Annotated in this window: 13 protein-coding genes and 1 tRNA gene; 5 read left to right on the top strand and 9 right to left on the bottom strand. The window is 69.0% G+C overall.

Features of this window, described 5'->3' with window-relative positions; translation table 11 throughout:
* Window positions 1-58 precede the first annotated feature (58 nt).
* Entirely contained in the window at window positions 59-373 is a 315-nt protein-coding gene (locus DEJ50_RS17390) for a (2Fe-2S)-binding protein (RefSeq protein WP_150208898.1), read from the bottom strand.
* Window positions 370-546 (bottom strand): hypothetical protein, encoded by a 177-nt coding sequence (locus DEJ50_RS33970; RefSeq protein ID WP_190344550.1) that lies wholly within the window; start codon window positions 544-546, stop codon window positions 370-372. Before DEJ50_RS33970 ends, DEJ50_RS17390 begins: the two co-directional genes overlap by 4 nt.
* 156 nt (window positions 547-702) lie before the next feature.
* Here DEJ50_RS33970 and DEJ50_RS17385 point away from each other — a divergent pair, with 156 nt between their 5' ends.
* The gene (locus DEJ50_RS17385; RefSeq protein ID WP_150208897.1) at window positions 703-1,686 is read left to right on the top strand and encodes a helix-turn-helix transcriptional regulator; all 984 of its coding nucleotides are present in this window, start codon (window positions 703-705) and stop codon (window positions 1,684-1,686) included.
* A 54-nt stretch (window positions 1,687-1,740) separates the two neighbouring features.
* Here the strand turns inward: DEJ50_RS17385 and DEJ50_RS17380 are convergent, their stop codons facing one another.
* From DEJ50_RS17380 to dnaK, 4 genes are read right to left on the bottom strand one after another with little or no spacing between them, the layout of a single operon-like run.
* A complete protein-coding gene (locus tag DEJ50_RS17380; protein WP_150208896.1) occupies window positions 1,741-2,205 on the bottom strand; it encodes a heat shock protein transcriptional repressor HspR in 465 nt (154 codons plus the stop codon).
* A 1-nt stretch (window position 2,206) separates the two neighbouring features.
* Entirely contained in the window at window positions 2,207-3,385 is a 1,179-nt protein-coding gene (gene dnaJ, locus DEJ50_RS17375) for a molecular chaperone DnaJ (protein ID WP_150208895.1), read from the bottom strand.
* Window positions 3,386-3,424: 39 nt separating this feature from the next.
* Window positions 3,425-4,078, bottom strand: a complete 654-nt coding sequence (gene grpE / locus DEJ50_RS17370) for a nucleotide exchange factor GrpE (RefSeq protein WP_150208894.1) — start codon at window positions 4,076-4,078, stop codon at window positions 3,425-3,427.
* Window positions 4,078-5,925: a molecular chaperone DnaK gene (gene dnaK / locus DEJ50_RS17365; RefSeq protein WP_150208893.1), complete on the bottom strand. Its 1,848-nt coding sequence runs from the start codon at window positions 5,923-5,925 to the stop codon at window positions 4,078-4,080. Before dnaK ends, grpE begins: the two co-directional genes overlap by 1 nt.
* A 208-nt stretch (window positions 5,926-6,133) precedes the next feature.
* Here dnaK and DEJ50_RS17360 point away from each other — a divergent pair, with 208 nt between their 5' ends.
* The 3 genes from DEJ50_RS17360 to DEJ50_RS17350 all read left to right on the top strand — a co-directional run bounded on the left by DEJ50_RS17360 (window position 6,134) and on the right by DEJ50_RS17350 (window position 10,216).
* A complete protein-coding gene (locus tag DEJ50_RS17360) occupies window positions 6,134-6,646 on the top strand; it encodes a sugar transferase (RefSeq protein ID WP_150208892.1) in 513 nt (170 codons plus the stop codon).
* 142 nt (window positions 6,647-6,788) lie between these two features.
* Entirely contained in the window at window positions 6,789-9,047 is a 2,259-nt protein-coding gene (locus DEJ50_RS17355; protein WP_150208891.1) for a (Fe-S)-binding protein, read from the top strand.
* A gap of 245 nt (window positions 9,048-9,292) precedes the next feature.
* The gene (locus tag DEJ50_RS17350) at window positions 9,293-10,216 is read left to right on the top strand and encodes a Yip1 family protein (protein WP_150208890.1); all 924 of its coding nucleotides are present in this window, start codon (window positions 9,293-9,295) and stop codon (window positions 10,214-10,216) included.
* 76 nt (window positions 10,217-10,292) lie between these two features.
* Here the strand turns inward: DEJ50_RS17350 and DEJ50_RS17345 are convergent, their stop codons facing one another.
* From DEJ50_RS17345 to dcd, 3 genes are all read right to left on the bottom strand, one after another.
* Window positions 10,293-11,942, bottom strand: coding sequence for an MFS transporter (locus DEJ50_RS17345; protein WP_223837790.1), 1,650 nt, complete (start codon window positions 11,940-11,942; stop codon window positions 10,293-10,295).
* A gap of 84 nt (window positions 11,943-12,026) precedes the next feature.
* Window positions 12,027-12,539 (bottom strand): phosphoribosyltransferase, encoded by a 513-nt coding sequence (locus tag DEJ50_RS17340; RefSeq protein ID WP_150208889.1) that lies wholly within the window; start codon window positions 12,537-12,539, stop codon window positions 12,027-12,029.
* A complete protein-coding gene (dcd, locus tag DEJ50_RS17335) occupies window positions 12,532-13,122 on the bottom strand; it encodes a dCTP deaminase (RefSeq protein WP_150208888.1) in 591 nt (196 codons plus the stop codon). Before dcd ends, DEJ50_RS17340 begins: the two co-directional genes overlap by 8 nt.
* A gap of 469 nt (window positions 13,123-13,591) precedes the next feature.
* Between dcd and DEJ50_RS17325 the strand changes: the two genes are divergently transcribed.
* A tRNA-Gly gene (locus tag DEJ50_RS17325) sits at window positions 13,592-13,665 on the top strand.
* Window positions 13,666-13,695: the final 30 nt, after the last annotated feature.

Genomic DNA, 13,695 nt, shown 5'->3' with positions numbered 1-13,695 from the left:
GATGGCGCCGTTGTGTGGGGGAAGCACCTGAGCGATCTTCGACGACGGGGGAATCGCTTCAGGCACTGCGGGGGGTGGCGGTGGTGATATCGGGCTCGAAGAGCTGGTGGTCACGCTGATCCAGATTGACGAAGACCATGCCGTACCGGACCTCGCAACGAACGGGTTGCGGGGCGCCTCGGGGGCGGCGCAGGCAGCGGTAGGCGCGGACGTCTTCGTCCTCCTCGCGCACGATGACAATGGGCTGGCCGAAGAGGGTGACCATCAAGGAGTCGCCGGCGTGGGGGATCGCCGTGACAAGATCGATGAACTGCCACCCGGAGCGGTATGCGGAGGCCATTTCCCGCCGGAAGTCGCGGTCGTCGGGGGTCATGCGTCGACCTCCCCGTTCAGCGGAGCGCTGCCCCAGCCGCTGTCCCAGCCGTCCAGCGGGGCACTGCCCCAGCCACTGTCGGTGGGACCACTGCCCCAGCCGCTGTCGGTGGTTCCGAGGTCGCCCCCCGCCACCCCATAGGCCACAACCGTGGAGAGAGCAACGGCAACCACCGAGCGAAGCAATTTCTTGTACATGGTCGACTTCGTCCTCACTGGATGGATTCCTCTCCCCCGCATGACAGACGATGACTTATCGAGCCACGTCGATGCCACTGTGGCGATGCATCATGTTCCTGTAGATGCAGGACCCTGGGGGTGGGAGATTAGGTGGTAAAGAGTGCTAACCAGACACATCCCCACCCAGTCACCGAACTCTGCGACCTGGGTGCGGAGCTCTACGCCAGCGCGCTGAGCTCGGGCCGGCTCGCCCGCGCAGAAGTCGAGCAGACGCCCTGCCTGCTGGAATTCGCGCTGCTTCATCCCGACCCGGATGACGCCAACTGGCTGCGCCCGGTTCCCCCTTCGGTGGCCCTGGCACAGCGGCTCCACCCGCTCGAACGGGAGATCCTGCAGAGCCGGCGGGCATCCATCGAGCTCACCGAAGCATTTGAGCCATTCATGGCCATCAGCGCGCTCAGTCCCGCGCCCACCCACGCGATCACCGTGTTGGAGGGATTCAACCGGATCAACGCCGCTCTGAACGTCGCGACCGCCGAGTGCCACACCGAAATGCTGACCATCCAGCCCGGTGGGGGCCGCGCGGAGCACATTCTGAACCAGGCGATCGAACGCGATCAGCCGCTGATCCGGCGGGGTGTCAGCATGCGCACCCTCTACCAGCACACCGTCCGGCACAGCCGGGGCACCATGGCCTACATCGACCGGGTCGCGGGCGGGAAGGTCGAGTTCCGCACCCTGGAGGAGCTGGTCGAGCGCCTCATCATCTGCGACGAGTCGGTGGCCTTCATCCCGGCCCGGGACGACCAGCAGGTCGCCCTGGAACTGCGGCACCCCGCCCTGGTCCGCTACCTCATCAAGGTGTTCGAGCAGCTCTGGCACCGGGCCGTGCCGCTGCGCGAGGAGGTCAGTTACGGGCCCACTCCCGAGGGCATCACCGGGGTGCAGCGCTCCATCGCCCAACTCCTGGTCGAGGGGCATGTGGACGAGGCCATCGCGCGCCGCCTCGGCATGAACGTACGGACCTGCCGGGCGCACATCGCCAAGCTGGCCACCACCCTCGGCAGCGGCAGCCGGGCCCAGCTCGGCTTCCTCATCGCCCGGTCGGGCATCCTCAACGGCCCGGAGAAGTGAGAAGGCTCCTGCCCGTGAACCGGGCAGGAGCCTTCACTCAGCTGTGCTGCGGCGTCAGTCCTGTGGCCGCTTGGGCCGCCACACGACCAGCGCACTGGTCTGCTGCACGTCCGTGTACGGGACCAGGTCGCGCCGGTACGAGGCATGGACCTGCGCCTCGCGCTGCTGCATGGCCACGGCCGCACCGTCCACGGCCGCCGACAGCTCGGCGACCCGCTGCTGGAGTGCGGCGACCTGGTTCTCCAGTTCGATGATGCGCTTGATGCCGGCCAGGTTGATGCCCTCGTCCTGGGACAGCGCCTGCACCGTGCGGAGCAGTTCGATGTCACGGGCCGAGTAGCGCCGGCCGCGGCCGGCCGTCCGGTCCGGGGACACCAGGCCGAGCCGGTCGTACTGGCGGAGGGTCTGCGGGTGCAGACCGGAGAGCTGAGCGGCGACCGAGATAACGTAGACCGGGGTCTCATCCGTCAGTTGGTACGCACCGCTGCCGAACTTCGACTGGCGTCGTCGGCCGTCCATCTCATGCTCCCTTCGCTGCCTCGAACAGGGCGCCCCGGGGATCCTCGTCCACCGTGGCCTCCCGGTACGTCTCCAGCGCCTCGCGGGCCTTGTCCGGCAGGCTGACGGGCACCGCCACCTCCACCGTCACCAGCAGGTCGCCGCGGGTGCCGTCCTTGCGGACCGCCCCCTTGCCGCGTGCGCGCATGGTACGGCCGTTGGGCGTGCCCGGGGGCAGCTTCAGCGTCACCGGCGGCCCGCCCAGAGTGGGCACCCGGATCTCGCCGCCCAGCGCGGCCTCGGCGAAGGTCACCGGGACGGTCACCGTCAGGTTGTCGTCCCGGCGGCCGAACACGGGGTGGCTGTCCACATGGACCACCACGTACAGGTCACCGGCCGGGCCGCCGCGCTCGCCCGGGCCGCCCTTGCCGCGCAGCCGGATCCGCTGGGCGTCGGTGACGCCCGCCGGGATCCGCACCTGCATGGTGCGGGAGGACCGGGCCCGGCCGCTGCCCTTGCAGATCTCGCAGGGGTTCTCGGCGATCAGGCCGCGGCCCTTGCAGTCGGCGCACGGGTCGGTCAGCGAGAAGCCGCCACCGCTGCCCCGGGAGACCTGCCCGGTACCGACACAGGTCGGGCACACCCGGGGCGTGCCGTTCTTGTCTCCGGTGCCGGAGCAGGCCTTGCAGGGGGCCTGGGAGGACATCCGCAGCGGGACCGTGGCCCCTTCCACCGCCTCGGTGAAGCTGAGCGTCACCTCGGACTCGATGTCCTGGCCGCGGCGCGGCTGGGTACGGGTCCCCGTGCCGGCGCCGCCCCGGTTGAACAGCCCGCCGAACATGTCGCCGATGCCGCCGCCGCCGAAACCGCCGCCCGCCCCGCCCTGGGCGCCTCCGAAGAGGTCACCCAGGTCGAAGTTGAACGTGCCGCCGCCGGCGCCCGGCCCGGGGCGGAAGCCGCCGTTGCCGAAGAGGGCGCGCGCCTCGTCGTACTCCTTGCGCTTCTTGGGGTCGCCGAGGATGTCGTTCGCCTCGGAGATCTCCTTGAAGCGCTCCTCCGCCGAGGCGTCGCCCTTGTTGGCGTCCGGGTGGAACTCGCGGGCGAGCTTCCGGTACGCCTTCTTGATCTCGGCCTCGGTGGCGTCCTTGGGGACGCCGAGAACCTTGTAGTAGTCCTTCTCCACGAAGTCCTTCGTGCTCATCGACGTCCCTCCTCCCAGGTACTGCCGGCCCTGCCGCTGTTACTGATCACTGTCCTTCTGGTCGGCGGACTCCTCGGAGTCCTCCGACTTGGGGGCCGCGGCCCCGGGCTGGGGCTCGGCCACCGCGACCCGCGCGGGGCGGATCGTGCGCTCGCCGATCCGGTACCCCGGCTGCAGGATCGCCACGCAGGTCGTCTCGGTGACGTCCGGCGCGTACGAGTGCATCAGGGCCTCGTGGATCGTCGGGTCGAAGGGCTCGCCCTCCTTGCCGAACTGCTGGAGCCCCATCTTGGCGGCGACCGTCTCCAGCGATTCGGCCACCGACTTGAACCCGCCGACCAGCTCGCCGTGTTCCCGGGCGCGGCCGATGTCGTCCAGCGTCGGGAGGAGCTCGGTCAGGAGGCTCGCGACAGCGATCTCCTTGACCGTGACCCGGTCCCGGTCGACCCGGCGGCGGTAGTTCTGGTACTCGGCCTGGAGCCGCTGGAGGTCCGCGGTGCGCTCACCGAGCGCGGTACGGGCCTGGTCCAGCTGCGCCAGCAGAGCCGTTTCACGGCCGGTGGCCGCTGCGCTGTCCCCGGCCGGGGCCGCCTCGTCCGCCGTGTCGGCGGAGTCGGCGGCCTTCGGCTCCTCGGGCGTGCCCTCGGCGGGGACTTCGGGCTTCTCCTCGAAGCCCGGGGTCTCCTCCGACATCAGACAGCGCCGCCCTTCGGCTTGTCCTCGTCGACGATCTCGGCGTCGACGACGTCGTCGTCGGCACCGGCCTTGGCCTCGCCGGCCTCGGCGCCCGCGGCACCCTGGGCGGCCTGCGCGTCGGCGTAGATCGCCTGGCCCAGCTTCTGCGAGACGGCCGCGACCTTCTCGGTGGCGGTGCGGATCTCGGAGGTGTCCTCGCCCTTGAGCTTCTCCTTCAGCTCGGCGACGGCGCTCTCGACCTCGGTCTTGACCTCGGCCGGGACCTTGTCCTCGTTGTCCTTGACGAACTTCTCCGTCTGGTACACGAGCTGCTCGGCCTGGTTGCGGGTCTCGGCGGCCTCGCGGCGGCGGGTGTCCTCCTCCGCGTACTGCTCGGCCTCCTGGCGCATCCGGTCGACCTCGTCCTTGGCGAGCGAAGAACCGCCGGTGACGGTCATCTTCTGCTCCTTGCCCGTGCCGAGGTCCTTCGCGGTCACGTGCATGATGCCGTTGGCGTCGATGTCGAAGGAGACCTCGATCTGCGGGACCCCGCGCGGGGCCGGCGGCAGGCCGGTCAGCTCGAACATGCCGAGCTTCTTGTTGTACGCCGCGATCTCGCGCTCGCCCTGGTAGACCTGGATCTGCACGGACGGCTGGTTGTCCTCGGCCGTGGTGAAGATCTCCGACCGCTTGGTCGGGATGGTCGTGTTGCGCTCGATGAGCTTGGTCATGATGCCGCCCTTGGTCTCGATGCCGAGGGACAGCGGGGTCACGTCGAGGAGCAGGACGTCCTTGACCTCACCCTTGAGGACACCGGCCTGGAGGGTGGCGCCGATGGCGACGACCTCGTCCGGGTTCACACCCTTGTTGGCCTCCTTGCCGCCGGTCAGCTCCTTGACGAGCTCGGCGACGGCGGGCATGCGGGTGGAACCGCCGACCAGGACCACGTGGTCGATCTCGGACAGCGCGATGCCGGCGTCCTTGATGACGTTGTGGAACGGGGTCTTGCAGCGGTCCAGGAGGTCCGCGGTCAGCTGCTGGAACTGGGCGCGGGTGAGCTTCTCGTCCAGGTGCAGCGGGCCCTCGGCGGAGGCCGTGATGTAGGGCAGGTTGATCGTGGTCTCCGTGGAGGAGGACAGCTCGATCTTCGCCTTCTCGGCGGCCTCGCGCAGACGCTGGAGGGCCATCTTGTCCTTGGCCAGGTCGACGCCGTGGCCGTTCAGGAACTGCTTGACCAGGTAGTCGACGACGCGCTGGTCCCAGTCGTCACCACCGAGGTGGTTGTCACCGTTGGTGGCCTTCACCTCGACGACGCCGTCGCCGATCTCCAGGAGGGACACGTCGAAGGTGCCGCCACCGAGGTCGAAGACGAGGATGGTCTGGTCGTCCTTGTCGAGGCCGTAGGCCAGCGCGGCGGCGGTCGGCTCGTTGACGATGCGCAGGACGTTCAGGCCCGCGATCTCGCCGGCCTCCTTGGTGGCCTGGCGCTCGGAGTCGTTGAAGTACGCCGGGACGGTGATGACCGCATCGGTGACCTTCTCGCCCAGGTACGCCTCGGCGTCGCGCTTGAGCTTCTGCAGGATGAAGGCGCTCATCTGCTGCGGGTTGAAGCTCTTGCCGTCGATCTCGATCTTCCAGTCGGTGCCCATGTGGCGCTTGACCGACCGGATGGTGCGGTCCACGTTGGTGACCGCCTGGCGCTTGGCGACCTCGCCGACGAGGACCTCGCCGTTCTTGGCGAAGGCGACGACGGACGGCGTGGTCCTGGCGCCCTCGGCGTTGGTGATGACGGTGGGCTCGCCGCCTTCGAGAACGCTGACGACGGAGTTAGTGGTGCCCAGGTCGATGCCGACCGCACGAGCCATTTTGATTTCCTCCAGCTGACTTGAGTGGAACAGACTCAACCATGCCTCATCGGCGCCCGGCCGTCAACAGACCTGAGCCTTGGGGGCTCAACCTTTAGGCTCCCCTTACGCGCAAGGGGCGATGCCGCCGGGGCTGAGGGGGGCCGAGCGGGGGACGGTACCGCGCGCCGGACCCCGGCCCGGACCGGGCGGGCGGCAGGCTGCCGGTATGCGGCTCCCGCTCACCCCGCCCCCGGCCAAGCGGGTCTTCGACCTGTTCGGCGCCCTGGCGCTGCTGGGGGTGCTCGCCCTCCCCCTGCTCGCGACCTGCGCCGCCCTGTACGCCGCCCGCGGCGGCCGGGTCTTCCTGCGCGAGCCGGCCGCGGGGCTCGGCGGCCGGCCGTTCCGGACCTGGAGGTTCCGTACAGCTCCGGACGGACTGCTGGGCCGCCACGCGCTGGACCGCCTGCCACAGCTGGTCAATGTGGTGCGGGGGGAGATGTCCCTCGTCGGGCCGCGCCCGCAGCCGCCCGGCGTCACCGGACGCCTCAGTTCCGCCGACCGGCTGTTCGTACGCCCCGGAATCACCGGGCTCTGGCAGGTCGGCGACCGGTCCGACATGCCCTGGGAGGAGATGGAACTCCTCGACCGCCACTACGTCGAGAACCACTGGCTCGGCATGGACCTGCGCATCCTCGCGCGGACCCCGCGCGCCGCCGTGGGCCCGCGAAGGGTCACCTGAGCGACACAGATCACCGGGCACACAACTACAGTGCGGCCCTAGAACTGGGTAACCTCAGCTTGACTGAATAAGTTACCGCTTAGTAGCGCCATACTGGACTGTACCGGCGCTCCCCCTCGCAGGCCCGCCCGAGGAGCCCCTCATGCAACTCGCCGCGATCATCGTGTCGCTGGTCATCACGGTGGTAGCCGTCGCGCTGTTCGGCCGTGCCATCGCGCAGATCTACCACTTCGTGAAGCTCGGCCAGCCCGTGCCCGCCGGCACGCGCACCGGCGACCCCAAGCAGCGCACCATCACGCTGGCCAAGGAATTCTTCGGCCACACCCGCATGAACCGCTGGGGCGTCATCGGCGTGGCGCACTGGTTCGTGGCGATCGGCTTCTTCTCACTGCTCCTCACGATCGTCAACGCCTTCGGCCAGCTCTTCCAGGCCGACTGGCTGATCCCGATCATCGGCGACTTCCTGCCGTACGAGGTGTTCACCGAGTTCCTCGGCCTGATGACGGTCCTCGGCATCCTGACCCTGATCGTGATCCGGCAGCTGAGCCGGCCGGGCGCGGCGGGCCGCAAGTCCCGCTTCACGGGCTCCAAGACCGGCCAGGCGTACTTCGTCGAGGCCGTCATCCTGACCGTCGGCATCTGCATCATGACGCTGCGCGCCCTCGAAGGCGTCCAGCACCACGTGACGAGCTGGGAACCGGGCTTCTTCGCCTCCTACCCGCTGATCGCGCTGCTCGACGGCCTGGACCTGAGCACGATCCAGAACCTCACCTACTTCTTCGCGGCACTGAAGATCGCCACGTCCTTCACCTGGATGATCGTGGTCTCGCTGAACACGAACATGGGTGTGGCCTGGCACCGCTTCCTCGGCTTCCCGAACATCTGGTTCAAGCGGAACGCCGACGGCTCCACCGCGCTGGGCGCGCTCCAGCCGATGACCAGCGGCGGCAAGGAGATCGACTTCGAGGACCCGGGCGAGGACGACGTCTTCGGCGTCTCCCAGGTCGAGCAGTTCTCCTGGAAGGGCATCCTCGACTTCTCCACCTGCACCGAGTGCGGTCGCTGCCAGTCGCAGTGCCCCGCCTGGAACACCGGCAAGCCGCTCTCCCCGAAGCTCCTGATCATGTCGCTGCGCGACCACGCGCACGCCAAGGCCCCGTACCTGCTGGCCGGCGGCGGCAAGACCATGGAGGGCGAGGAGAAGGCCTCCGAGGAGCAGCTCAAGGACGTCCCGGCCGCCGCCCTGGCGGAGGCCGAGCGCCCGCTGATCGGGACGGTCGAGGAGAACGGCGTCATCGACCCGGACGTGCTGTGGTCGTGCACCACCTGCGGTGCGTGCGTGGAGCAGTGCCCGGTCGACATCGAGCACATCGACCACATCGTCGACATGCGCCGCTACCAGGTGATGATCGAGTCCGCGTTCCCATCCGAGGCGGGCACGATGCTCAAGAACCTGGAGAAGAAGGGCAACCCCTGGGGCCTGGCCAAGAAGCAGCGGGTGGAGTGGACCAAGGAGGTCGACTTCGAGGTCCCGATCGTCGGCAAGGACGTCGAGGACCTCACCGAGGTCGACTACCTCTACTGGGTCGGCTGCGCCGGCGCCCTGGAGGACCGCGCCAAGAAGACCACCAAGGCCTTCGCGGAGCTGCTGCACATGGCGGGCGTCAAGTTCGCGATCATGGGCGGCGAGGAGAAGTGCACCGGTGACTCGCCGCGCCGCCTGGGCAACGAGCCGCTGTTCCAGCAGCTGGGCCAGGAGAACGTCGCGATGCTGAACCTGGCGTTCGGTGAGGACGACGAGGACGAGTCGACGAAGAAGCCGAAGTCGGCCAAGAAGATCGTCTCGACCTGCCCGCACTGCTTCAACACCATCGCGAACGAGTACCCGCAGCTGGGCGGCGAGTACGAGGTCATCCACCACACCCAGCTGCTCCAGCACCTCATCGACGAGGGCAAGCTGATCCCGGTGACCCCGGTGGACGGGCTCATCACCTACCACGACCCGTGCTACCTGGGCCGGCACAACAAGGTCTACACGCCGCCGCGCGAGATCATGAACGCCGTCCCGGGCCTGCGCCAGCAGGAGATGCACCGCCACAAGGAGCGCGGCTTCTGCTGTGGCGCCGGTGGCGCGCGGATGTGGATGGAGGAGCGGATCGGCAAGCGCATCAACAACGAGCGCGTGGACGAAGCCCTCTCCCTGAACCCGGACATCGTGTCCACCGCCTGCCCGTTCTGCCTGGTCATGCTGACCGACTCGGTCAACGGCAAGAAGAACGACGGGGAGGCGAAGGAGTCGGTCCAGGTCGTGGACGTGGCGCAGCTGCTGCTGGAGTCGGTGAAGACTCCGGTGGCGGACGCTCCGGAGGTCCCGGCGGAGGAGCCGGAGCCCGCGAAGTAGTCCCGTACGGCGCTCTGCACACGAAAGCGGCCGGCCCCCTCGGCGAGAGGGGGCCGGCCGCTTTCGTGGACCCGGCCGTGGCCGCAAACAGCCACATGGACTGCCCAATAGCCTGATACCGGGACAGAACACACGGGAGGAAACCCCCGAGGGTTCCCCTAAGGGATGTCACAGGTCAGCCGCAAAGGGGGCCGGTTCCCGCCGGGTGTCACCCGCTGCCCGCCGGACCGGGTACGTTCGATCACGTGGCTGGATTCAGGATCGGACGCGGCCGGGACAACAACCGCGGCCCTCAACAACCCCCGCGGCAGCAGCCGTACGGTCAGCAGCACCCGCAGGCGCCGTACGGCGGACAGCCGTACCCGCAGGCTGCCCCGCCCCCGCAGCAGACGTGGCAGCAGCATGCCGGTGGCCACGGCGAGCCGGAGTACTTCGACCCGCACGCCCACCCGGGCCCGGGCGGCCCCGGCGGCGGCCCGGCGTACGGCTACCAGCCCGGGCCGGGTCCCGCGCCGGGGGCGGCGTACGCGAACAACCCCGGCCACACCCAGGCCTTCTCCGTCGGCGAGGACCCGTACAACCAGGGCGCGGTCTACCAGGCGGGCGGGCCGGCGGCCCCGCCGGCCGGGCCCAGGCTGGGCTGGAAGGACCTGCTCCGGGGCATCGTGACGCAGCCCGGGCACACCTTCCTGCGGATGCGGGACCACGCCGTCTGGGCTCCGGCTCTGATCGTCACCTTCCTCTACGGCATGCTCGCCGTTTTCGGCTTCGACAAGGCCCGCGAGGACGCGATCAACGCGACCCTCAGCAGCGCCGTCCCGATCGTCCTGTCGACCGGTGTGGCCTTCGTGATCTGCGGGCTGATCCTGGGAGCCGTCACCCACACGCTGGCCCGCCAGCTGGGCGGCGACGGAACCTGGCAGCCCACGGTGGGCCTGTCCATGCTGATCATGTCGCTGACGGACGCGCCGCGCCTGCTCTTCGCCATGTTCCTGGGCGGTGACCACACCCTGGTCCAGGCCCTGGGCTGGCTGACCTGGCTGGCGGCCGGCTTCCTCTTCACCACGCTGATCGCGAAGTCGCACGACCTGCCCTGGCCGAAGGCGCTGGGCGCCTCGGCGATCCAGCTGATCGCCCTGCTCTCTCTCATCAAGCTCGGCATGCTCTGACGAACCACACAGACCTGACGGATTGGGAAGGGGTGGCCCGCGACTTCGCGCGCCGCCCCTTCCGGCACGTCCGCCCCTATGTTGTGGAGCGGGTCGAGCGGGTCGAGTGGGGCTGGGTGGCCGGGATGCGCTGGAGGAAGAACAGCGCGACCACCGTGGCGAGCGCGAGGATCGCGAGCGCGGCGCGCAGCCCGTCGAGCCGCGCTTCGGCGTTCGCATCGAGGGCGGCCCGGGTGACCTCCTCGCTGGTACCGGCGGCTTCCAGGGCCTCCGTGAGTTCGGCGTCCGAGAGGAACGGCACCCCGCTCTGCAGCTGCACCGTGGCCTGGCTCTTCACCTCGGCGGGGACCGCCGGGTTCCGCTCGACGGCGGTCAGGAAGGAGGAGGTCAGCGCGGCGATCATGATCGAACCGGCGAGCGCCGTACCGACCGAGGCGCCGAGGTTGGTGATGGCGTTCTGTACGCCGCCGACCTCGGTGCTCTGCTCGTCCGGGACCGCGGACACGGTGACCGACCCGAGCTGGGAGGCGAGGGCGCCCATGCCCAGCCCGATGAACAGCAGCGGGACGGTGACGATCTCCGGGCCGGCGCCCAGGTCGAGCGCAGCCATCAGGGCCACCGCACCGATGAGCAGCGCCAGCAGCCCGAGCCGCACCACCCGCCGCGGTGAGATGTCCGGGAGGAAGCGCGGGATCAGCACCGCCGCCGCGAGCAGGGTGAGGGAGAGGGGCGTGATGCGCACGCCGGTCTCGATCGCGGAGAGTCCGAGGGCGACGGACAGGTACAGCGGTACGACGAAGAACACGCCCATCATGACGAGGTACTGGAAGAAGAACATCGTCAGCCCGCCGGTCAGCTGCCGGTTCCCCAGCATGGCCGGGTCCAGGAGCGGCTCCCGGCCCCGTGCCACGAGCCGGGCCTCCCAGCGGAGGAACAGCCAGACGAGCAGCAGGCCGGCCAGCATCAGCCAGCAGACCAGCGAGATCCCGAGCCAGGCGGGCGCCTCGGCCTTGGGCCGGAACCAGCCCCATTCGTCCGTGCGGAGCACGCCGTAGACGAAGAGCCCGAGCCCGAGGGCGGAGAGCAGGGCTCCGAGGAGGTCGATGCGCGGGCGGGGGCCGAGTTCGGCGTCGGCGATGCGGCGGCAGAGGACGAGGATGGCGAGCACGATCACGACCTCGCCGGCGAACACCCAGCGCCAGGAGAAGTACGTCGTCGCAATCCCGCCGACGAGCGGACCGATCCCGATCGCGATGGCCCCGGCCGCCGCGACGAGCCCATAGGCGGCCGGGCGGCGCTCGGTGGTGAAGTTGCTCGCCACGAGCGCCACGATGGAGGGCAGGATGAGCGCCGCGCCGAGGCCTTCGAGGAGCGACCAGCCGAGCAGCAGCACGGTCAGGTTCGGGGCGAGCGCGGTGGTCAGCGAACCGGCTCCGTAGATACAGCAGCCGATCATGAGGGCGCGCTTGCGGCCGATCAGACCCCCGGCCTTGCCGCCGGGGATCATGAACATGGCCATCACCAGGGTGTAGGCCGTGATGGCGCCCTGGATGCCCGTCACGGTGGTGCCCACGTCGTCGGCCACCGTCGCGATCGAGACGTTCATGACCGAGCTGTCGAGCGCCATCAGGAACTGGCCGGACGCGAGGGTCAGCAGAACGAGTCCCGCCGATGCCGACGCCGGCGCCGCCGCGCGGCCCGCAGAGGATCCTGCCCCGGAATTCACCAGCACATCATCACAGATGCACCAATTGTCCGATTCAGCGACCCGCCGCGGCGACGGCGGTCGGGCCGTCGGCGGAACATCCCGCTACAGCGCGTCCTTGGAGGGCGTGATGGCCTGTCCGGCCTTGCGTACGGGCGGCAGGACGCTCCACGGGAAGTTGATCCAGTCGTCGGTCTTCTTCCACACGTACTCGCACTTCACCAGGGAGTGCGACTTCTCGTAGATGACCGCGGAACGGACCTCGGCCACCGTCCCCAGACAGAAGTCGTGGACCAGCTTGAGCGTCTTCCCGGTGTCGGCGACATCGTCGGCGATCAGGACCTTCTTGTCGGAGAAGTCGATCGCGTCCGGCACCGGCGCCAGCATGACGGGCATTTCCAGGGTGGTGCCCACGCCGGTGTAGAACTCCACGTTGACCAGATGGATGTTCTTGCAGTCGAGCGCGTAGGCCAGGCCGCCGGCGACGAAAACGCCGCCGCGGGCGATGCTCAGAATGATGTCGGGCTCATAGCCGTCATCGGCAATGGTCTGCGCGAGCTCCTGCACGGCCTGCCCGAACGCCGTGTAGTCGAGGTTCTCGGGTACCACGTCACTCATGCCGGTCGCCTACCTGGGTGCGGTGGAAGTTCTGGAAGGAGCGCGAGGCGGTCGGGCCGCGCTGGCCCTGGTACCTCGAGCCGTACCGCTCACTCCCGTACGGGAACTCCGCGGGCGAGCTCAGCCGGAACATGCACAGCTGCCCGATCTTCATCCCGGGCCACAGCTTGATCGGGAGCGTCGCGAGGTTGGACAGCTCCAGGGTCACGTGTCCGGAGAATCCCGGATCGATGAAGCCCGCCGTGGAATGCGTGACCAGCCCCAGCCGGCCGAGGCTCGACTTCCCCTCCAGTCTGGAGGCAATGTCCTCGGGCAGCGAGATGACCTCGTACGTCGAGGCGAGCACGAACTCCCCGGGGTGGAGGATGAAGGCCTCGTCCCCCTCCGGCTCGACCATCCTGGTCAGATCCGGCTGCTCGATGGCAGGGTCGATGTGTGCGTAACGGTGGTTCTCGAACACCCGGAAGAACCGGTCGAGCCGCACGTCGATGCTGGAGGGCTGAACCATCGACTCCTCGAACGGGTCGATGCGAACCCGTCCGCTGTCGATCTCGGCCCGGATGTCCTTGTCTGAGAGAAGCACGTCCCGAGGATACGCAGAGCGCGCGGGCCACCCCCAATCGAGAGCCGCCGCGCGCGTCCCCGCCCCGCCGCTGCTACCGCTTCACGGCCCCCACGGGCACGGCATGCCGCAACCGCGCGCACCGCGGACACCGGATGAGCCGCCCGGGCCCGATCCGGCCGGCACCGAGCTGCCGCAGCGGGAACGCAGCGGTGCTGAAAACATGCCCTTCGGCACAACGGACGACGGTGTGCTCCATCGAGTCCCTTTCCCCAAACCGTACGGCGACGAATCGCCACATTAGGGGATGATCGGGACCCGCTCCAGCCGCCACTCCAGCCACCGCTCCGCTCCCACGGTACGCCCCCAACTCCGGCCGCCACAGGCGCTCCTACGACCCGGACAACACAACGACCCCACGACGCGCACGCCGGGGGCCGAGCATGGGGTAAAGTGTGCAACGATGCGGCATCGAGCAACGAGCCGCTCTGCGGATGTAGTTTAATGGTAGAACATGAGCTTCCCAAGCTTATAGCGCGGGTTCGATTCCCGTCATCCGCTCCATGACAAAGCCCCAGGTCACAGACCTGGGGC

Origin of the sequence: Streptomyces venezuelae, assembly GCF_008642295.1 — a bacterium.
GTDB lineage: Bacteria > Actinomycetota > Actinomycetes > Streptomycetales > Streptomycetaceae > Streptomyces > Streptomyces venezuelae_C.
Note: the sequence above shows the minus strand (reverse complement) of the source record. Positions and strands in the feature narration are given on the sequence as shown.

Coding starts and splice junctions, on each gene's coding strand:
- DEJ50_RS17390 (WP_150208898.1), bottom strand. CDS start 373: ATGACCCCCGACGACCGCGACTTCCGGCGGGAAATGGCCTCCGCATAC.
- DEJ50_RS17380 (WP_150208896.1), bottom strand. CDS start 2,205: ATGGACGGCCGACGACGCCAGTCGAAGTTCGGCAGCGGTGCGTACCAA.
- dnaJ (WP_150208895.1), bottom strand. CDS start 3,385: ATGAGCACGAAGGACTTCGTGGAGAAGGACTACTACAAGGTTCTCGGC.
- grpE (WP_150208894.1), bottom strand. CDS start 4,078: ATGTCGGAGGAGACCCCGGGCTTCGAGGAGAAGCCCGAAGTCCCCGCC.
- dnaK (WP_150208893.1), bottom strand. CDS start 5,925: ATGGCTCGTGCGGTCGGCATCGACCTGGGCACCACTAACTCCGTCGTC.
- DEJ50_RS17360 (WP_150208892.1), top strand. CDS start 6,134: ATGCGGCTCCCGCTCACCCCGCCCCCGGCCAAGCGGGTCTTCGACCTG.
- DEJ50_RS17355 (WP_150208891.1), top strand. CDS start 6,789: ATGCAACTCGCCGCGATCATCGTGTCGCTGGTCATCACGGTGGTAGCC.
- DEJ50_RS17340 (WP_150208889.1), bottom strand. CDS start 12,539: ATGAGTGACGTGGTACCCGAGAACCTCGACTACACGGCGTTCGGGCAG.